Annotated in this window: 17 protein-coding genes; 8 read left to right on the forward strand and 9 right to left on the reverse strand. The window is 64.9% G+C overall.

Going from position 1 to position 17,562, the window contains the following annotated elements; all coding sequences use genetic code 11:
* Positions 1-12 precede the first annotated feature (12 nt).
* The gene (locus ACERHN_RS12255) at positions 13-423 is read right to left on the reverse strand and encodes a hypothetical protein (protein WP_415919310.1); all 411 of its coding nucleotides are present in this window, start codon (positions 421-423) and stop codon (positions 13-15) included.
* Between the two features lie 526 nt (positions 424-949).
* Here ACERHN_RS12255 and ACERHN_RS12260 point away from each other — a divergent pair.
* Both ACERHN_RS12260 and ACERHN_RS12265 read left to right on the forward strand, forming a co-directional pair.
* Positions 950-1,219, forward strand: coding sequence for a spike base protein, RCAP_Rcc01079 family (locus ACERHN_RS12260; protein WP_415919311.1), 270 nt, complete (start codon positions 950-952; stop codon positions 1,217-1,219).
* On the forward strand, positions 1,219-2,559 hold the full coding sequence (locus ACERHN_RS12265) for a hypothetical protein (protein ID WP_415919312.1): 1,341 nt from the start codon (positions 1,219-1,221) through the stop codon (positions 2,557-2,559). Before ACERHN_RS12260 ends, ACERHN_RS12265 begins: the two co-directional genes overlap by 1 nt.
* On the opposite strand, the gene ACERHN_RS12270 is transcribed toward ACERHN_RS12265, so the two are convergent.
* From ACERHN_RS12270 to ACERHN_RS12290, 5 genes are read right to left on the reverse strand one after another with little or no spacing between them, the layout of a single operon-like run.
* Positions 2,457-3,629, reverse strand: a complete 1,173-nt coding sequence (locus ACERHN_RS12270; RefSeq protein ID WP_415919313.1) for a hypothetical protein — start codon at positions 3,627-3,629, stop codon at positions 2,457-2,459. The two genes, ACERHN_RS12265 and ACERHN_RS12270, sit on opposite strands and share 103 nt — an antisense overlap.
* Positions 3,626-4,948 carry an oligosaccharide flippase family protein gene (locus tag ACERHN_RS12275; protein ID WP_415919314.1) on the reverse strand — a complete coding sequence of 441 codons (1,323 nt, stop codon included), beginning with the start codon at positions 4,946-4,948 and terminating at the stop codon, positions 3,626-3,628. Before ACERHN_RS12275 ends, ACERHN_RS12270 begins: the two co-directional genes overlap by 4 nt.
* Complete coding sequence (locus tag ACERHN_RS12280) at positions 4,945-5,949, reverse strand: acyltransferase family protein (RefSeq protein WP_415919315.1); 1,005 nt, start codon at positions 5,947-5,949, stop codon at positions 4,945-4,947. Before ACERHN_RS12280 ends, ACERHN_RS12275 begins: the two co-directional genes overlap by 4 nt.
* Complete coding sequence (locus ACERHN_RS12285; protein WP_415919316.1) at positions 5,946-7,184, reverse strand: O-antigen polymerase; 1,239 nt, start codon at positions 7,182-7,184, stop codon at positions 5,946-5,948. Before ACERHN_RS12285 ends, ACERHN_RS12280 begins: the two co-directional genes overlap by 4 nt.
* A complete protein-coding gene (locus tag ACERHN_RS12290) occupies positions 7,181-7,879 on the reverse strand; it encodes a sulfotransferase family 2 domain-containing protein (RefSeq protein ID WP_415919317.1) in 699 nt (232 codons plus the stop codon). The genes ACERHN_RS12285 and ACERHN_RS12290 overlap by 4 nt, the downstream gene beginning before the upstream one ends.
* 102 nt (positions 7,880-7,981) lie before the next feature.
* Here ACERHN_RS12290 and ACERHN_RS12295 point away from each other — a divergent pair, with 102 nt between their 5' ends.
* Together ACERHN_RS12295 and ACERHN_RS12300 are read left to right on the forward strand one after the other, a co-directional pair.
* Positions 7,982-9,121 carry a glycosyltransferase gene (locus tag ACERHN_RS12295; protein WP_415919318.1) on the forward strand — a complete coding sequence of 380 codons (1,140 nt, stop codon included), beginning with the start codon at positions 7,982-7,984 and terminating at the stop codon, positions 9,119-9,121.
* On the forward strand, positions 9,118-10,200 hold the full coding sequence (locus ACERHN_RS12300; protein ID WP_415919319.1) for a glycosyltransferase family 4 protein: 1,083 nt from the start codon (positions 9,118-9,120) through the stop codon (positions 10,198-10,200). Before ACERHN_RS12295 ends, ACERHN_RS12300 begins: the two co-directional genes overlap by 4 nt.
* A 373-nt stretch (positions 10,201-10,573) precedes the next feature.
* Here the strand turns inward: ACERHN_RS12300 and ACERHN_RS12305 are convergent, their stop codons facing one another.
* The 3 genes from ACERHN_RS12305 to ACERHN_RS12315 all read right to left on the reverse strand — a co-directional run bounded on the left by ACERHN_RS12305 (position 10,574) and on the right by ACERHN_RS12315 (position 12,925).
* A complete protein-coding gene (locus tag ACERHN_RS12305) occupies positions 10,574-11,245 on the reverse strand; it encodes a sugar transferase (RefSeq protein ID WP_415919320.1) in 672 nt (223 codons plus the stop codon).
* A 131-nt stretch (positions 11,246-11,376) separates the two neighbouring features.
* On the reverse strand, positions 11,377-12,102 hold the full coding sequence (locus ACERHN_RS12310; RefSeq protein WP_415919321.1) for a metallophosphoesterase: 726 nt from the start codon (positions 12,100-12,102) through the stop codon (positions 11,377-11,379).
* A gap of 94 nt (positions 12,103-12,196) precedes the next feature.
* A complete protein-coding gene (locus ACERHN_RS12315) occupies positions 12,197-12,925 on the reverse strand; it encodes a hypothetical protein (RefSeq protein ID WP_415919322.1) in 729 nt (242 codons plus the stop codon).
* Positions 12,926-13,173: 248 nt separating this feature from the next.
* Between ACERHN_RS12315 and ACERHN_RS12320 the strand changes: the two genes are divergently transcribed.
* From ACERHN_RS12320 to ACERHN_RS12335, 4 genes are read left to right on the forward strand one after another with little or no spacing between them, the layout of a single operon-like run.
* Positions 13,174-14,184, forward strand: coding sequence for a DUF4123 domain-containing protein (locus ACERHN_RS12320; RefSeq protein WP_415919323.1), 1,011 nt, complete (start codon positions 13,174-13,176; stop codon positions 14,182-14,184).
* Entirely contained in the window at positions 14,181-15,119 is a 939-nt protein-coding gene (locus ACERHN_RS12325; RefSeq protein ID WP_415919324.1) for a hypothetical protein, read from the forward strand. Before ACERHN_RS12320 ends, ACERHN_RS12325 begins: the two co-directional genes overlap by 4 nt.
* Positions 15,119-16,558 carry an esterase/lipase family protein gene (locus tag ACERHN_RS12330; RefSeq protein WP_415919325.1) on the forward strand — a complete coding sequence of 480 codons (1,440 nt, stop codon included), beginning with the start codon at positions 15,119-15,121 and terminating at the stop codon, positions 16,556-16,558. Before ACERHN_RS12325 ends, ACERHN_RS12330 begins: the two co-directional genes overlap by 1 nt.
* Positions 16,555-17,553, forward strand: coding sequence for a DUF4123 domain-containing protein (locus ACERHN_RS12335; protein ID WP_415919326.1), 999 nt, complete (start codon positions 16,555-16,557; stop codon positions 17,551-17,553). Before ACERHN_RS12330 ends, ACERHN_RS12335 begins: the two co-directional genes overlap by 4 nt.
* Positions 17,554-17,562: the final 9 nt, after the last annotated feature.

The raw sequence follows: 17,562 nt of genomic DNA on the forward strand, positions 1-17,562 counted from the left end.
GGTCCACATCGGTCAATTCAGATCAATGGTGGCGCCGTTGAGCCGCATCCGACCGCGCGCGCCCACGCGCACGTCTTCGCCGCTGATCCGCACGCGCCCGTCCCGGGTCAGACGGATCTGGGCCTTGCCCGTGCCAAAGGTGATGTCCTGATCCGGACGGGCCTTGCCCACGGCCAGGATCGCATCGGCCAGTGGCACATAGCCCAGAACCACCATCCGCCCGTCCATCTGCGCCTGTTTGCACACGGCCAGATACGTACCGGGATCACCCGCGGGCAGGGGGTCCAGCGCCATTGTGGGGCCATATCCGGCCAGAACAGGACCGCCATCATCGGCCCGGTCCAAAATCGCCACCAGCAGGAGGCCACCAGTGTGCGCGGCCCCATCAGAAACGTCCGTCTCAAACGAGCATGGATGTTGCATACCAAATCCACTTCAAATCTGCTTGCGGGCAAAAAATAAAGAAACATCCCGCGGAAAAAATGCAAACGCGCCCAACAGCGCCAGCAATGGCACGAGTATTCGTCGTTGGTTCCGCGCAATCAAGTCTTATGGCCCTCGAACGGCCAAAAATGCCGGAATACCCTACCCGAAATGCCTTGGATTGTACTGTTTTGACGGGTGCGACGATGCTTTTCGGGGTCGTTGTGAATCACTCCATCGCCTGTTTCCCAACCTGCGGTAGGTGTGCTCACCGGCATATGCGCGATGCGCAGCGTCCCGGGTCATGGCGCAACGGCGCTGCGCGTAGCGGCATGATCGGCCACCCCTGAGGGAACCGGATTGAGATGCGGATCGGTGCAGGGTGATGCCATATGCCGTGCGCATTCAACAACTGCTTGGCGGATGACCACGCTTTGCGCAGCGTCGGCGGGGCGTACGGTTGGTTATCGCCGCGTTAACGCTCATTCGGGATGTTCCATCGGTCATTTTCAGATGGAGGCGTTCGATGCCCATTTCCGATCAGTTTCAGCAATATCAACCCGGTCTGAGCAGCCCCGTCCAAGGTGGGTTCGACGTGACCCCGGCCGATGGCGCGGACCTTGCGCAGGTCACGCGTGCCGTGATGGTGTCGGGGGCCGGTGACGTCGCAGTCACGCTCAAGAACGGTGATGCCCTGACCCTGCCGGGTCTGACGCCGGGTGTGATTTATCCGCTGCGGGAGGCCCGGGTCTGGGCGACCGGCACAACGGCCACAGGCGTCAAAGGGCTGGTCTGATGCTGGGGCTCGCAGTGGGGATGCAGCCCACCTACAGCGCGCGGCGCGTGGTCCCGTTTCCGGCTGGTTTTGCCTGGGATCAGGGGCGGTTCGGGCTGCAGATATCCGAGACCGGTGGCCGCTATGTCGCGGATGTTGACCCGCGTGATCTGGTTGATCCGGCGATCTGGGCCGGACCTGCGTTTCATGTGTCCGCTTCAGGGGACGATTACAATTCGGGGCTTGCCGCCACAGAAGGTGACTTCACGGATGCAAAACGCACGATTTACGGTGCGTTCCGGGCGGGCAATGCCACCGGTGCGCCTTACCGGGTTGTGGTGAATGCAGACACCTACGAAGGCAGCGCGTTCACGCGCAACGGCAATGATGAACCGACACAGCCCGTGGCCGTTGTCGCCCATGGCGGGCGGGTGCGGTATCGCACGGGCCCGTTTTCCGTGACATGGACCGATGCAGGCGGGACGTATTCGGCGGCGGTGAGTTCCGTGCGCCGGGTGTTCCGCACGGATATCCTGACGCCCGAGGGTCTTTTCTCCGAACTGACCCAAGTGGCGGATGTGTCGGCATGCGCCGCCACGCCCGACAGCTGGGTTCTGGACGGATCGACCGTGCATGTGAATGTGGGCGCGGCCCCCGGCGCAACCGATATCGCAATGATGCGGTCGTTCCACGGCGCGCGGTTCATGGACCATGCCGATGATTTCTATATCGAAGGCTTTGACATCGAAGGTGGGATCACCGGTGCGCTGCATTTCGATGAGAGTGCGGCACGCAACATCGTCGGTGTGGATTGCACGTTCCGCTATTCCGCGCCGTCCAACCCGTCGGCGCCGCAGGATGCGGTGCGGGTGCGGCGGACCGATGGTCTCGTGGCGTTCTTTGGCTGTGACGCGAGTTTCGGGGCCAAGGATGGCTGGTCGTTCCATGATGACGGCACACTCGGCATGCATGTGCTGCTGCAGGACTGTTCCAGTTGGCGCAATGGCGCGTTCGGGGCCAGTTCGGTGAACGGCTTTACGTTGCATGACCGGGTCTATGGGGTGTCGTTGAACGGGTCGTATGGACTGTCGCGCAATGGGTCCGAAGTGCACATCATCCAAGACGCTCAGGCGTGGATTGCCGGTGGACAAGCGGTTGCGCGCGACGTGGACGGCGGATCGACGGCATTCAAATGCTCCAACGCGTCGACCATTTGGTTGCAGGATGTGGTGGCCGATGCGGCGGGATCCGCGGCGGATTACGCGGTGGAGGCAAACGCGGGCACGGTGTTCACCCGTGGGTTCACCGCGCTGTCCGGCACGGTTGAGATTTCGTCCGGCGGGTCGGTCACGCCGTTCTGAACCAAAGCATCGGCCAATGCCGACCAGTCCGGGATGTGTTCCGGGTGCCGCCCATATGTTTCACAGCGCGTCCGCCAGTCGGGCGCGCTGTCGCTTATGAGGCCGGGAATATCTGGTGTGCAGAGGCGGTGCGGCACAAGGATCGGCAAGCCGATGTGCCGGTAGAGCAGGATGCGGTTCGAGTTGGTGATCTGATATTCGACGCCGGGCCTGTCCTGAAACGGCGCAAGCCCGATATCGGCGTGGCGGATATAGGCGAGCGTTTCGGCAAAGGGCCGTTCGCCGTGCCAGGTGACGTTGGGCAGGGCGGGTGGCTGTGACTTGAGCCGCCCGATGACATGTATGTCCCAGTCCGGCGCGGCGGCGGCAGTGCGCTCAATTGCGTCCAGATCAATCAGGGTAGAGCCCGCGCAAATGGCGCGCTTTCGATTGCCTCTGTGCGGATACGGATCGGTTGTGGTGACGTTGACCTGATCCAGTGGCACACCCATCGGATCGAGCGTCACGTGCGGATGACCCGTGAAACGGGCCGCGATCAGGGGGCTGCCGGTGCTGATGCGGTCAAAGTGGTGATGCTGCGCCTCGGCCCGCACAAGATCGTCCGGCGCATTGAGCAATCGGATATCATCAGACACCCGGTAGATGCGCGTGGCCTGTGGTGCATGCCTTTGCACAATGGGGGCAAGCAGGACGGGCGCGCCACTTTCACAGATCACGACGTCAGCGGTGCTGAGCGGGGCGCGCAGTCTGCGCTGCCAGTAGCGGGTGAAAAGGGGATGCAGAGGCCGGGTGATCCGGTTCAGGAGCGGGCGTTTCCATCGAAACGGGTGCCACGGTGACAGGCCGTAGATGCCGGTCAATGTCGGACTGTACCGCGTCGTGCCGCTCGCGGGGATGTGGTCGAGTGCGGCCAACCGTTTGTCCCGCTTGATCCGCGACACCCAGCTGTAGCCAACCGTGACATAGGTCACGTGCCACCCGCGGGACTGCAAATGGTCCGTCACCCAAAGCATGGATGTGCGCCGTTTCTGTTGCGGGAAATGGCCGGTGATGAAGACGAGACGCTTCATGCAATCCGCCGTCGGGGCATGTGGCTGAGCGCCAGAAAGGGCAGGTAGAGCGCCGTGCCCAAGGCCACGCTTGCGATGAGTGGCAGGGGCGACAAGGCCAACAGGACGGCGCACATCACGGCCCCCGCGCCGAGTGGGAGCAGGGCAGGGGACAGGTCCTGTGCAGACAAGTGCAGTGCTCGGAGCGCGCGCGGGATGAACCAGAACGCAACGCACAGGCTCGCACCCGATATGGCTGCCGCAACGGTTGTGACTGACACGGCCAGTGCGGGCAGCACCAGCACCGCGCTCAGCATCAGTGTGAACGCCGCACGTTGGAGCACCAGCCGCGTGTGGCCCTGCGCCAGCACCGCCTGTGTCAACGGCATCAGTACCGCATTCAGCAAGCCGAATACGGCAATGGCGCGCAGGACAGGTGTCACGGTTGTCACATGCGCGGTGCCGACGGCCAGCGTCAGGATCTCCGGGGCGGCGGCCAGTGTGCCGCCCCAGATCCACGCCGCCAGCACGACAGTGTGGCGCATATGCTGTCGCATATCTGCGCTCAACGACACCGTGCGGCTGAACTGCGGCAAGGCAATGAAGCGGAGGGGCGACAGGCTGAGCGCTTCGATCAGCTCCAGCATCCGGGTGGCAATCTGGAACGCGCCCGCGGCCACCGGGCCGAGCATCAGGCCGATGGCCAGTTGTACCAGCGGGACAAGCCCAGTGCCGAGCATGACGCGTCCGCAAATCTCACCGGTTTTGCGCAGGATCAACCACACGCCACGCCAGCGTGGCAGGGTGTCCGGCCACCAGCGCGCAAGCGCGATGGACAGCACGCTGGTCAACAGGGCATTCAGGAGCGCAAACACAACCAGCGCCCAAACGCCCCATCCCGTCATCAGCATCCAGAGCGCGACGGCAGCACCAACGCCTTGTGCACAGAGGGTGCGCAGGGCAAGGGCCCGCAACTGCAACCGCTGGCGCAACAGCCCTTCGGATACCGCGCCCACACTGTTGATCAGGGGGATCGTGCTGAGCGCGAGGAGCAGGGGGCTGAACACCGCACCAAGTGCGGCCAGCAGCACGGTCAACGCCCCCCCGACCGCCACCGCCACCGCAAAGAGCGCATGCATCCGCCGGGTCCGCCGCAGTACGGTCACGGCGTCCGAAATCCCAGCCTTGTGGATCCCTTGCGTCAGGCGGATGGGCGCAAAAGCGGTGGCGAACAGCCCGATCTCTCCCAGCGACAGCACACGGGTTGCGGCCAGAAACAGGGCGGCGTTGATGCCCACGCGCGACCAGCTGAGCACAAAGGACCACCCCCGCACGCTCATGCCGCAACACCCCTTGCCGGGGGCGACATCGCCCGCAGCAGCGGGCGTTCTATCAACAGATGGGTCAACAGCCCCACAGCCAGAGCCAGACCGCAGACCACGGCGGTGTATATCGCCGCCCCTGCCACTGTCGCAGGCAGCAGCGGAACAAGCAGGAGCGTGGCCGCGCGTAGGGCAAACCGGTGGGACAGGTACAGCGCATAGGAGGCATCGCCCCAAACCATGCCCGGCAACGTTCGCATCGGGCACAAGAGCGTACCGCTGGCGACGATGATCGCGGCCGGCACACCAGCCGCCAAAAAGCGGGGTAGCGGCAAAGGATCCAACACGACCAGCAGCGCAAGGCCCACCGCCGCGCCGCCCACCGCCAGCCCCATATGCGGCATGTGCCAACCCCGCTGCCACAGCCGCGCGAGCCCCACACCAAACAGGAATTCGAGGATGATCGAATTGGTCCAGAACGCCCATTGCGGGCTTTGCCAGCCGATCAGCGACCCGGCCACCACAAGGCTCGTCATCAGTACGCTCAGGCTGATCAGGGGACGCGGCAGGGCAAGGCACAGTGCGGCCAGCGCGTAAAACCACATCTCGTAATTCAGGGTCCAGCCAAGCGACAGCACTGGCGCAATCCGCCCGTCGCCACGCTCATAGGGGAAAAACCCGTATGAGCTCAGGATTTGCAGCGGGTCGAACTGAGTGTCCTTGGCCCCGCCGGGGATCAGGATCAAGGCCGCCACCATCAGCGTTGTGAACAGCCAGTAAAGCGGCACGACACGCACGGCACGCCGCCACAGAAATGCGCCCGGTTGCCCGAGATACCGCGCCGCGGACAAGGTGATCACAAAGCCGGAGATGACAAAAAAGATGTCGACGCCGCGTGTCCATGGGATTGCATCACCGGGCAGGGGCAGTCCGAAGTAATGTTCTGCCTCGGCCAGCACATGCCCGATCAGCACCATCACGGCTGCCACGGCGCGCAACACCTGAAGACCCGGGATCATGCAGGCCCCGGGCGGCGTTTCAGCGACAGATGCACCACGAGCATGATCAGCGCTGCGGAAAAGAAGAAGTTCTGGTGCGTGAAGTAGACCGAATGGCTTGAGAACATGAGCGCGGCGCCGATCTGGGCATAGACCACGGCCCACCCGAAATTCCGCGTCGCCCGGACAAAGATGCGGCGCAGGACAAAGCCGCAAAGTGCGATAAAGGGCAGCCCGCCCTTGATCCCGAAATCGACATAGGCGGCGGTGAAAAACGGGAATTCGCCCCCCCCGATGACCGGATCCAGCGCGGCAAGGCGCGGGGCCAAAACATGCAAAAAATACCCTTCGGTAAAGGTGAGGAACATCACACCTTCGAACAGAAGACCGCCATTGGTGTGGTAGATCGGGCGGGTCAGGGGCGCGAAGGCGTTGAACATGTCATTGACGAGGTAAAAGGCCAGCTTTTGCACCGCGATGTCGGTGGCGGGCCGGTCCACGATCGGGTTCGTGATCGCCTCGCGTCCGACCCAGAGCGTCAGGAACAGCACAGCAGCCAGCGCGATCCAGTGCAGCCCGAACACCCGCCCCCGCACGATGCAAGCCGCGAAATATGCGCTCAGCAGCAATTGCAGCAGGAGCAGGCGTTGGCTCATCACCAGCGGCAGAACAATCAGAGCGGCCGTGTTCAGGATCAGCGTGATCCACATCAGACGCCGCGCGCGTCTGCGCAGCTGGCCCGTGGCCAAAAGCGCTGCGGCCAGACAGCCCGTCGCGGGGAGCGCCGCATAGAACAGGCGCATACCGGTAAAGAGCTTGTTGCTGAGCAGAAAGTCACGGGTGGTCAGGCTGTCATTATAAGCAGCGGAGGCAAGCGCGCTGAGCCCGCCCGTCTTGGCCGCCGAGGTCAGGATCCAGAGCGCCGTTACCCCCAGCAGGATCAGGTTGGCGACAAACGTCATCTGTGCCGTGCGGTTGAAATTCAGGGTGTGGGCGGCGGTGCGTTTGGTGGTCCGGCTGAACCGGGCCGCGCCGTCACCCACGATGTATGCGATGATGCCAAAATGGATCCAGGTCAGCCCGGTGCCCTCGAACACAGTGGGCGAGATGCCTTCGCGGCGCATGAATGTTTGCACCAGGTCGAGCGTGTCGAGATGGGTGAGCGTCAGGGCGGCCCCGATCCCCGTCAGCCCCCAGCACAGGAGCAGCAGCACCAGTGGCGACAGACCGGGCACGGGCGTGCGGGTCGGGGTCATGCGGCGGCCCGGGTCTGAAAGCGGCTGCGGTAGATGGCAAGGTCCGCGGCGCACAGCGCTTCGATCCGCGGGCGCAGGGCCTCGGGGATCGGCTGTTCCGTGGGGGCCGCGTTGCGGCGCAGGCGCGGGATGGGCGTCATCGTCAGGCGGCGCAGATCGCGGGCAAAGCGGGCCGTGTCGCCAAGATCGCCCACCAGATCAAAGCAGCTGAGGTTCGAGATCGCGCGCTCCGTCAGCTGGGCCAGGTCAACGCCGGGTCGCTGCCAGTGACCCGCAAAGTAAAACAGGTATTGCGAGGCCAGCCGCGCCGCGTCGTCCGTCTCTAGGAATGCTGCAAGCGTCGGGGCGCGGCGCGGGTCGGGGTGCGCCCTTTGGAGATAGTGGTAATGGGACACGAACCGCTCCACCGGGTCGCGCAGCATCGTGACAAAGCGATACCCGCGGGCCGCCCCTGCATGCAGATCCGGATCGTATTGCACATGCCCGGTGATCAGCGACTTGCCCGCCGCCACATGAGCGCGCAACTGGCGGCTGCGCGCCGCATAATCGTTGAGAATGCGAAAGGGGCGCGGCAGCGCGGCGTGCCCCTGATCGAGGGTGATCGTGCCGCAAGACGCAAAATACCGCAAACGCAGCGCCGCCCCAAAGCTCGACCCGCCACATTTGGGCACATGGATGTAAATGATGCGGGGCATGAAACCTCGTGCCGGATTTTTCGGTTGCGTTAGCCTTTTGGTAAGGATGGCAGTCGATGGTTAACGGGCACTTAACGTTGATGGTCACGAGGAGCCCGCGCCATGCATATCGTCCACTTGGTGACCCGGCTGCTGCGCGCAGGGTCGGAGGAAAACACAATTGCCACCTGTCAGTGGCAGGTCGCCGCCGGGCACCGGGTGACGTTGGTGCATGGGGCGGATGTCGATCCGTTCTGGCGCGACCATCTGCCTGCCGGAATCGACCGGATTGCGGTGCCGCAAATGGTGCATCCGGTGCGCCCACGGCAGGACGCACAGGCGTTGGCCGCCCTGCGCGCGCTCTACCGCCAGCTTGCGCCGGACGTCATTCACACGCATCAGAGCAAGGCGGGCATTCTGGGACGGCTCGCGGCCAGCGCAGTGCCCGCCGCCCGTGTGGTCCACGGCATTCACATCATCCCGTTCGAGGGCGTCAGCGCCGGCAAACGCGCGCTCTACATCGCGGCTGAACGGGCCGCGGCGCGACAAACGGACCTGTTCATCGGAGTGTCAGAGGCCGTGGGCCGCGCCTATGTCGATGCGGGGATTGCTGACGCGGCGCGGGTGCATTGCGTGCGCTCGGGCATGGATCTGGCACGGTTTCAGGCTGCGTTCCCGCCACCGGATGCCACAGCGCTGAAAGGGCCCGCAGGGTCGCGTGTGGCGCTGATGATGGCCGCGTTTGAGCCGCGCAAGCGGCATGTGCCGTTTCTCGAAGCGTGGGCGCGCTGTGGCGGTGCGCACAGCAATGTGCGCCTGCTGTTGGCGGGGCGGGGTCCGGAAGAGGCGCGGGTGCGCGCCACGGTCTCGGCGCTTGGGTTGGAAGAGAATGTTGTGTTCTGCGGTCACAGGCCCGACCCGCACGCGCTGTTCGCGCTTGCCGACCTGTCCGTCCTTACGTCCGAGCGTGAGGGGTTGCCGCGCGTCGTGGTGCAATCGCTGGCGGCGGGCTGTCCGGCACTGGTGCAGGCGCTGCCTGGGCTGCAAGAGGTGGTGCAGCATGGGGAGAATGGCTGGATCGCCGACGCGCATGACATGGACGGGGTCGCGCAGCGGATGATGGGTCTGCTGAGCGATCCGGTGTCGCTGGCGCGGATGCGGCGCGGGGCACAGGCGACGGATGTGTCGGACTGGAGCCTTGAGGCGCTTGGTGCGCGGACCACGGCGCTTTATGGTCTGGACCGTGCGCAGGCGGCGGCATGACGGTTTTCGTCAATGGCCGGTTTTTGACGCAGCCGGTGTCGGGCGTCCAACGCTATGCCCGCGAGCTGTTGTCGGCGCTGGACCACCTCCTGGCGCAATCCGGCGGTCCGGACATCGAAGTGCTGCTGCCCTATGATGTGGCGACCCCGGAGTGGCAGGTCCTGCGCACCCGGGTGGTGCGCGGTGGGCGCGGACATCTGTGGGAGCAGGGCGCACTGGCGCATGCCGCGCGGGGCGGGCGGCTTTTGTCGCTGGGCAATGCGGGACCGCTAACCCATGGCGCTCATGTGGTCTGCCTGCATGACGCCAACCTCTTTGACATTCCGGAGGCGTTTTCGCCCCGCTACCGGGCCGCGCATCGGCTGCTGCGGCCAGCACTGGCGCGCCGTGCGCAGACGTTGCTGACCGTGAGCCACCATGCGGCGGGGCGGCTGTCGCATCATCTGGGCGTGCCCAGATCCCGGTTCGAGATCGTGCGCAACAGTGCGGCGCATGTGTTGCGCTGGCCTGTCCGCCACGGCGTGCCGGAGCGCTATGGGCTGCACCCTGATGGTTACCTCCTGAGCGTCGGCAACCAGAGCCCGAACAAGAACCTGTCGGCGTTGACGCAGGCCCATGCGCTGGCCGGAGAGACTGCGCCGCCCCTCGCGATCGTGGGCGGCGCGGCCCCCGGTGTTGCTTTGGCCGATGCCGGACAGGGCGGGCGCGTTCACATGTTGGGCCGGGTGCCAGATGAAGACTTGCGCGGGCTCTACGAAGGTGCGCGCGGCTTTGTCTTTCCGTCGCTGTTCGAGGGGTTTGGCATTCCGCCGCTGGAGGCGATGCAGCTTGGCGTGCCGGTCCTGTGCGCGCGGGCGGGGGCGATGCCCGAAGTGCTCGGGCAGGCGCCGGTGTGGTTCGATCCGCGCGACGTGGGCGACATCATGGTGTCGTTGCAGGCATTTGCACGGCTGACGGCTCGGGACCGGCGCAGCATGGCCGTGATCGGGCGGGCCGTTGCGGCGCAGTACCAGTGGGCCGACAGTGCGCGTGTATTGCGCGATATTCTTATGCGCAAACCGCTGGCGCACGTCGCCTGACCGCTCGTGCAGCGCGCAGATACCGGATCGCCGTCCGCCAACGACAACACGGATAAACCCGGATCGGGCAGCGCCCTAGGGTCAGGACGCATTAATCCTGTAGCAGTGGTTTGACACATTCTCTGACCGGCTCTGGCCCTCTCATGCATCGCCTCGGGGAGCATGAGAGGGGAGAAGCAGAGACACAGGAATTCCCTCTCGCGCATTGCTTTGCGATACGCTGCCGGTCAGCGGTGGTTCTGGCTCGAAGCTCTGCGTCGCCGCGAGGCTGAAAGTCCATCAAATCCGTCACGCGGGCGGCGTCCCATTGCGCGGCAGCGTATTGCAACGCGATGCGCGAGAGCGCGTGATGCAGGATTAACGGGTTCTGACCCTAGCGTCCCGTGGGCCGGATGACGACGACGGCGGTTTGCGCAATCAGGCTGAGATCCGCGAACAGGCCCATCGTCTGGGCATAGGTCTGGTCCATTTGCAGCCGTTCATCATAGCAGCCGTTGGCTCGCCCGGCGACTTGCCACAAGCCCGTTACACCTGGCTTGAGGCTCAGGTAGGTCTGCGCGTGCGGGCCGTACCGGTCCAGCTCGGGCGCAGTGATGGGCCGCGGACCAACGAGGCTCATATCCCCCCGCAACACGTTCCAGATCTGGGGCAATTCATCCAGGCTGGTCCGGCGCAGCACGCGACCCAGAGCAGTCACACGCGGATCCCGCGTCAGTTTCTGCGTGCGCGCCCACTCCGCGGCCGCAACGGGGTCCGCGGCAAGGTGGTCGCGCAGGCGCTGTTCCGCATCGGGCACCATCGTCCGGATTTTCCAACAGGTGAACGGCACGCCATGCTGGCCCACGCGCTGATGCGCGAACAGACCGAAGGTTCCGGTACAGGCGCACAGCGCGCACAAAATTGCAATCAGGGGGATGAGAACCGGCAGCAGCAGGACCGCAATGCTCAGGTCCACAATACGTTTGCCAAACGCCGCATAGGCCGTGCCGCGCCGCGGGAACAAGGACAGGGGCCGCGTGTTGGACCGGTAGTCGAGATGCGCCATTGGCAGCTCCGTGATGCGATCCCACCCGCAGTCTCGGTAAGTCCCTGTTAATCACCGACAGGATTAACAGCCGGTAAACAAAACCGGTCTCATTCGCATAAAATGGGGAGGTTCAACTGGGGCGCGAAAAATCAGCGGATCGTGTCGAACCGCACCCCGTCACGGTCAATATGCGCGAGGGTCAGGCGGCCTGTGGCAAAGGCGCCGGTGTCGATACTGATTCGACCCTCATCCGCCCGCGGTGCATCCACGATCGTATGGCCATGCACCACCCACACCCCGTCCTTGCGCCGGGTTTGGTGAAACGCGGCATGGCCCCATCGCAGGTGCGCGCTGCTTTGGTCAGCGATAGGGGTGTGCGGATCGGCGGCGGCATGGACCACGGCCACATTGCCCGACTGCCAGCGCGTCGGCAGATCGCGCAACCACGCCACCAGCGGGCCGCCCATGGCCTCAACCAACGTATCGCGGGCGCGGCGCAGGGCGGCGCCATCGCTGAGCGGGGTCGTGCCGCGCACACCAAAGCTTGCCAGGGTTTGCAGCCCGCCATACCGAAGCCAGCGCGGCCCGGCCTGCGCGGGATCATCGATGAACCGCAGCATCATGGATTCGTGGTTGCCAGATAGGCAGATGATATCGCCCCGCGCAGAGAGCGTGCGCAGGACCTCAGCGCTTTGTTCGCCCCGATCAACGTAGTCACCGACACACACAACCTGCGCCGATCCAACCCGGTTCAGCGCCCGGTTCAGCAGATCAGCGCGCCCGTGCACGTCGCCCAACGCGACAAACGCCTGATCCGGCGCGAGCGCTGGAAACGGGGTGGGACGGCGGAAACGATCGAGAACACGGGTCAGCATGAGACGGCACATGGTCCGGTTGCGGGATGTCTCAAGACCTTATCCGCAAACCGGACGTGCCGCCAATGTCTTGCGCCAGCGACGGGATGCGCGGTCAGAGCAGGGACAATTGCGAGCGGGCCGACGTTGCTTCTTCGGCGAGATCGCTCGCATTCTGTATATGCCAGTCGAGGCCGGTCTGGCCCTTTTCAGCGGCCCGTTCGAGATTGCGCGCCGCGGTTCTGGCATCCTGCGCGCTCATGTTCAGCGCTTCGGCCAGCCCGGCGCGGTGTGCCCGGATCTCGGCGACGCCCGTGTCGTGTTCGGCGCGCGTGATGTCACCGGCTGCAAATCGCACGGTGAGCTTGTTGAGCTGTTTTTCCTGTGCTGCGATCAGGGCTGGCAAGTCATCCTGCACATTTTCCATCTGGCGGTTCGCCGCGCGCAGGGACCGGACGACAGCGTTCGCGTCGACAAGGGCCACACGGCGCTGCACGTCCTTTTTGCCAGCGGCATTTCCGACCAGTGCGCCGGTTCCGCCGCCGATCGCAGCCGCCGCCACGCAATTGCGTGCATTGCCCGCGGACAGCACGGTCAAACCGCAGCCCACAGCCGCGCCAAGGGCGGCCCCGTGAAGTGTCGACGCCTTCACCAGACGGTCTGCCGAGGTATTGAGCGCCGCAACCTGTTCGTCGATCGATCCCTCATGGATGGGATCATCATGAAAGAACAACGCGGAATGATCGAGCTTGGTTGTCTCCGCGGATGGACCGGGAGCCTGCGCACATGCCGACAGGGTCAGGAGTGCCGCAGTGCAAAACATCAGGGTGCGCGGGAACGTCATCGCAATGGTCTCGTCTTGTTTGTATCCGTCAACAATCAGACGTTTAGTTTTGGATTGTGTCCGATTTTGGGCGCATTTAATTTTTATTTGAGGAATGCGGTCCGCGCGGAAACACGGCGGTGCCCCAAGCTGTGTGTTGCCCACGTCCCACAGATGCGCACGGCGGCCAGCGTGCTGGCCTTCCTGCTGAGGTTGGTGCTAGGTTCATCGCTATACGGGTATCTATTCGGGTACGAGGGCCGCAGTACATGGCGTTAGCGCCAGACCAAGCCGGGCAGGGCACAGCCGTTTTTGCGGATCTGTTCGATCATGCAGATGTGACCGGCATCGTTCCGCTGGACACGCAACTGGGTGTGGATGCCCCATCCTGTGTGCCAGACGCGCTGTTCCCCCCGCTGTTCGGCCCGGATGCGGATGGAACCACGCCGCAGACCTATGCAATCCTGGATGCTGCCAAGCTGTCGCTTTTGCCGGACATGATCGAAGCGGCCGGATGCCCGGCGGCCTGTCTGTTCCAGGGGGAGGCAGCGGCGCAATATCGCGACTGTGCGCCATGGCTCGTTGCCCTTGGTCCACAGGACAAGCTGACCCGTGGGTTGATGACAGATTGTCCCGGGCCGACGGGTTTGTGGGCGCGAGAACTGGGGATGTTCATCCGCTGCACCAGCAGCTTTGATGCGCTGTGGCGGCACCTGCGCCGTTTTGTGCGTCTACGGCAGACGGCGGACGATGCGTGGTTCTATTTCCGGTTCTGGGAACGGCATGTGCCCCTCGGGCTGGCCACCGCACAGGCGGATGCGCCCCGGGCGTTGATGCAGGCGTTGCTGGCGCCGGTCGGCGGAGCCCCGCAGCGATGGGTGATATGCGATGCGATCACGCGGTCGGCGGATATTCTGACGCTGTCAGCACCCGAACGCGTCACGCCGCAGGCCCCCGCGCTGCATCCCGATACTCTGGCCGCACTGCAACACAGCACGGCCCATGCGCAGATGCGGGGCGAACTGCATGAGGCGATGGCCGATCTCAACGACGCGGTCCGCGCTGAATATCAGTCCGATACGCGGCTGGTCGACCTGTGGCAGTACCTGCACAAAACGCGCTTTACCGAACGCGCGCAGCGGATCGAGGCGGTGCGCGGTTACCTGACCCTTGCCTTTGCACACCGCGAAGACACGGCGTGGCGCATCCTCAACACCAAAGCGCAGGGGCCGAAAATCCGGCTGTGGCACCTCCAGCGTGCGGTTGAGGCGGCTGCATGAGAGTGACATGGATCAAGGCGCTGGCGCTGATCGCCGCGTTGGGACAGACAGTGAATGGAGCCGCAATGGCCGATCAAGACCTGAGCTATGAGACGTGGTGCATCGGGCGCCATCTGGTCGAGGTGCCCGCCCGTTTCGAGGTGCTCGAGAATTTCGGCACCCTGAACGCGATGCAGATCGAGGTGTTGGGCGCGGGTGATCAGGAGACGCTCGACCGGCTGGTCACGGACCGCGCGGATGCGCTTGAGGCCGGGCGCGTGGAAGACGACGGTGCGCTGATGGCGTATCGCGGGCGCTACCGCGACAGCGAAGTGCAGGTTGTGGCGCATGAGCTGGACTTTGGTCAGGACCCCGGTACGTCCTTTACCTGGAGCGAAGAGGCCTACGTGCTGCGTGACCGGATGATGATGCGCGTCACGCAGGTGCTGTCTGAGGACGAAGAAGACGGGCCGCGGGCGCAATTGCTGGAGCTTGCGCGCAACGTCGTGCCCCGCAGCCGCAAGGGCGCGCCGAAACGGGCCGGGGCGTGCCTGCCGGATGCGCTGGCGACGGTGCCACACACGACCGAAGCGCACGGCATGACCTTTGCACCCGGGGATGCGGATGGCGCGCCGGTCGGGCTGGAAATCACCATTCTGTCGCGCAGTCCGGAGGATCCGCCGCTTGACCCCGAGATGCCGCGCGGCTCTGCGCCCGAACCGCTCAGCCTTGCCGGGCTTGAGGGGCGGATGGTGCAGGAACCAGACCGGTTTGGCCCGTCGCGCATCGCAGTGCTGGCGCGCGAGGCGCGGGCGGACCAGCCTGCCGTGCGTGTTGAGTTTTCGTACTATGATCAGCGCGCGGAACCGGGGGCCGAACCCTATACCGAGGCTTACGTGCAGACGCTTTGGTCCCATCTGCTGACCACGTTCCGGGCGACGGACGGCGCGCGCTGATGGCCGTTGCAGAATGTCCGGAGCCGTGCGCGCTGCCCATTGTCTTTGTGCCCGGTATCATGGGATCGCGCCTGCGGCGCCGGGGTGGGCCTTTGGTCTGGGACCCGGACAATTCCATCGACTGGAACCCCTTTGCCGAAAGCCAGGGATCGCTGGCGGCCAACGCGTTGTCCGGCGCCTCTGCCAAGCGGCGCGCCCTTGTCGGCGCGCCGGGGCAACCGCACACGTCGCGCTATCTGCAGGTGGACCGGGGTGTTGTCGGTGGCAGCCTGACGCAGGAGCGGATCGACCGAGGCTGGGGCGGGGTGTTCCAGGGTTCGTATCTCGGGTTCCTGACGTGGATGGACATGACGGCGCAGCAACCCGCGTCCGGTCAGGTGCCGCGTGGGTGCCATGCGGTCCGCTATGAGGTGTTCGCGCATCCCTACAACTGGACGGACGACAACCGCACGTCTGCGCAGGGGCTGGCGCGCACCGTGGCGCAGGCCGTGGCCGACACCACAGCGAAATGGGCGCACATGCCAGAGGTGCGCATTCTCAAACCGGTGCTTGTCACCCATTCGATGGGCGGGCTCGTGGCGCGCGCCTATACCCAGATCCGGGGCGGTGCGGGCGACGTGCACGGCGTCATCCACGGGGCCATGCCCACGGACGGCTCACCCGCGACCTACAAGCGGATGCTGAGCGGGTTCGAAGGGGTGGCCAGTGTCGTGCTGGGCTTTAATCAGGGGCAGGTCACCGCGACGGCCGGGAATATGCCCGGCGCGCTCCAGTTGCTGCCAAACAGCCGGCACAAATCGGTGGATGGCTCCACCAATTGGTTGCGGTTGGTGGGGCGGTCGGGCAATCGGCGCGCATCCTATCCGCGCGGCGATGCGTACCGCGAAATCTATACGGAGGCGCGCCAGTGGTGGCGCCTGATCCACGAACGCTACCTTGATCCGCAAGGCGACCCGACGGGACGCGCCGCACGGGCGCAATCGATGACACAGATCGCCAAGGCCCGCAGTTTCGATCAGGCGCTCGCGGGCAACGCATTTCATCCCAACACGCGCATGTTCTATTCCGATGATCAGGGCCACCTGTGCTGGGACAAGGTGGAATGGCGTCAAACCAGCCGCAACGATACCCCGGCGGCGGGCCAGACCATGAACAATACCGGACATGGCGAGATAGAATGGGGCGAATGGGTGCACCCGATCGGAATAGGCATGGGCATGCCGGTCGGCCCGACATTCGTCGCCTCGACGCGCTACGAAATTCAGGATGCGGATGCGCCCGGCGACGCAACCGTGCATGCAGGGTCCGGCATTCACGTCAGCGGTCCGATGTCCGTGGCGACCCGGCGCGGGTTTGAACATCAGGAAGCCTATGGCGAAAGCCACATCCGCCCGCTGATGGCCGAATGGCTGTTTGACATGGTGATGGAGCAGCTATGACCCAGGACCACGACCCGGTTTGGGACATCGGTTCTGCGCCACCTGATGCGGGCGCGACGGGGCAGGACGCAGCGCCTGCCTATGAGGTGAGCACGCTGGCACCCGTTGCGCCGCTGGACGCCCAGATGGGCGTGGCCGACCCGGTTTGTGTGCCGGACCCCCTGATACCCGCGCTCTTTGCCGGCCCGGAGACGACGTTTGCGCTGCTCGACGGGGCCAAGATCGACAATTTGCCGGAGCGGTTGGAAAATTCCGACCTGCCGCATGTCTGTCTCTTCGACGATGTCGAAACGTTGGGGGCCGCCGCGCCGTGGCTTGTGGAGCTTACGCAGGACGCCCCGTTTGCGCGATACCTGTTCACGGTGGGTCGCGGACCGCGCAGCCTTTGGGCCGCGGATACCGGGCTGTTCCTGCGCAGTGCGCGGCCGCTTGCGGGTCTGCGCGCGCATTTGCGTCGGTTCACGCAGGTCCGGAGTGTGGCAGAGGACAAGCCCGCCTTTTTCCGGTTCTGGGAGCCGCGGGTGATGGCGCGGTACGTGCAGGCCCATGACCCTGCGGCCCGCGCCAACCTGTCCGCCCTCATTGGGCCGGGGGCGCTGATCGCGGTGGATCGCCACAATGACCGCGCGGTTGTTGCAACGGCGGGCCCGCCTGAGACACGGCCGCCGCGTCTGTGGCCAGCACTGCGCACGGATATGGCGCCGATCCGGTACGAGATTTTCTGCGAAGACCTGGCCGATCAGGTTGCGGCGGACATACCGCCGCTGGCCGAGGTCGAGCGGAACGAACGGCGCGCGGTGGTGCGTGCCCTTGCAGATGCGGCGCGGGCCATCGGCCTGCACCTCGACAAATCCGTCAAACGCTATGTCTACGCTGCGCTGATGATCGGGGGCCAACCCGAAACAGATGCACGGTTTGAAAAGATCATTGCCAGCCCGCGCCATGAACTTGACCGCTCGCGTCAGATATTGAAGCTGGCCCAAACCCTTGGATAAAGGACTGCG

Origin of the sequence: Tateyamaria rhodophyticola, from assembly GCF_047777875.1 — a bacterium.
Classification (GTDB): Bacteria; Pseudomonadota; Alphaproteobacteria; order Rhodobacterales; family Rhodobacteraceae; genus Tateyamaria.

Bases quoted from the DNA above. Each gene is read 5' to 3' on its own strand.
- ACERHN_RS12255 (WP_415919310.1), bottom strand. From the start codon at position 423: ATGCAACATCCATGCTCGTTTGAGACGGACGTTTCTGATGGGGCCGCG.
- ACERHN_RS12260 (WP_415919311.1), top strand. From the start codon at position 950: ATGCCCATTTCCGATCAGTTTCAGCAATATCAACCCGGTCTGAGCAGC.
- ACERHN_RS12265 (WP_415919312.1), top strand. From the start codon at position 1,219: ATGCTGGGGCTCGCAGTGGGGATGCAGCCCACCTACAGCGCGCGGCGC.
- ACERHN_RS12270 (WP_415919313.1), bottom strand. From the start codon at position 3,629: ATGAAGCGTCTCGTCTTCATCACCGGCCATTTCCCGCAACAGAAACGG.
- ACERHN_RS12275 (WP_415919314.1), bottom strand. From the start codon at position 4,948: ATGAGCGTGCGGGGGTGGTCCTTTGTGCTCAGCTGGTCGCGCGTGGGC.
- ACERHN_RS12280 (WP_415919315.1), bottom strand. From the start codon at position 5,949: ATGATCCCGGGTCTTCAGGTGTTGCGCGCCGTGGCAGCCGTGATGGTG.
- ACERHN_RS12285 (WP_415919316.1), bottom strand. From the start codon at position 7,184: ATGACCCCGACCCGCACGCCCGTGCCCGGTCTGTCGCCACTGGTGCTG.
- ACERHN_RS12290 (WP_415919317.1), bottom strand. From the start codon at position 7,879: ATGCCCCGCATCATTTACATCCATGTGCCCAAATGTGGCGGGTCGAGC.
- ACERHN_RS12295 (WP_415919318.1), top strand. From the start codon at position 7,982: ATGCATATCGTCCACTTGGTGACCCGGCTGCTGCGCGCAGGGTCGGAG.
- ACERHN_RS12300 (WP_415919319.1), top strand. From the start codon at position 9,118: ATGACGGTTTTCGTCAATGGCCGGTTTTTGACGCAGCCGGTGTCGGGC.
- ACERHN_RS12305 (WP_415919320.1), bottom strand. From the start codon at position 11,245: ATGGCGCATCTCGACTACCGGTCCAACACGCGGCCCCTGTCCTTGTTC.
- ACERHN_RS12310 (WP_415919321.1), bottom strand. From the start codon at position 12,102: ATGCTGACCCGTGTTCTCGATCGTTTCCGCCGTCCCACCCCGTTTCCA.
- ACERHN_RS12315 (WP_415919322.1), bottom strand. From the start codon at position 12,925: ATGACGTTCCCGCGCACCCTGATGTTTTGCACTGCGGCACTCCTGACC.
- ACERHN_RS12320 (WP_415919323.1), top strand. From the start codon at position 13,174: ATGGCGTTAGCGCCAGACCAAGCCGGGCAGGGCACAGCCGTTTTTGCG.
- ACERHN_RS12325 (WP_415919324.1), top strand. From the start codon at position 14,181: ATGAGAGTGACATGGATCAAGGCGCTGGCGCTGATCGCCGCGTTGGGA.
- ACERHN_RS12330 (WP_415919325.1), top strand. From the start codon at position 15,119: ATGGCCGTTGCAGAATGTCCGGAGCCGTGCGCGCTGCCCATTGTCTTT.
- ACERHN_RS12335 (WP_415919326.1), top strand. From the start codon at position 16,555: ATGACCCAGGACCACGACCCGGTTTGGGACATCGGTTCTGCGCCACCT.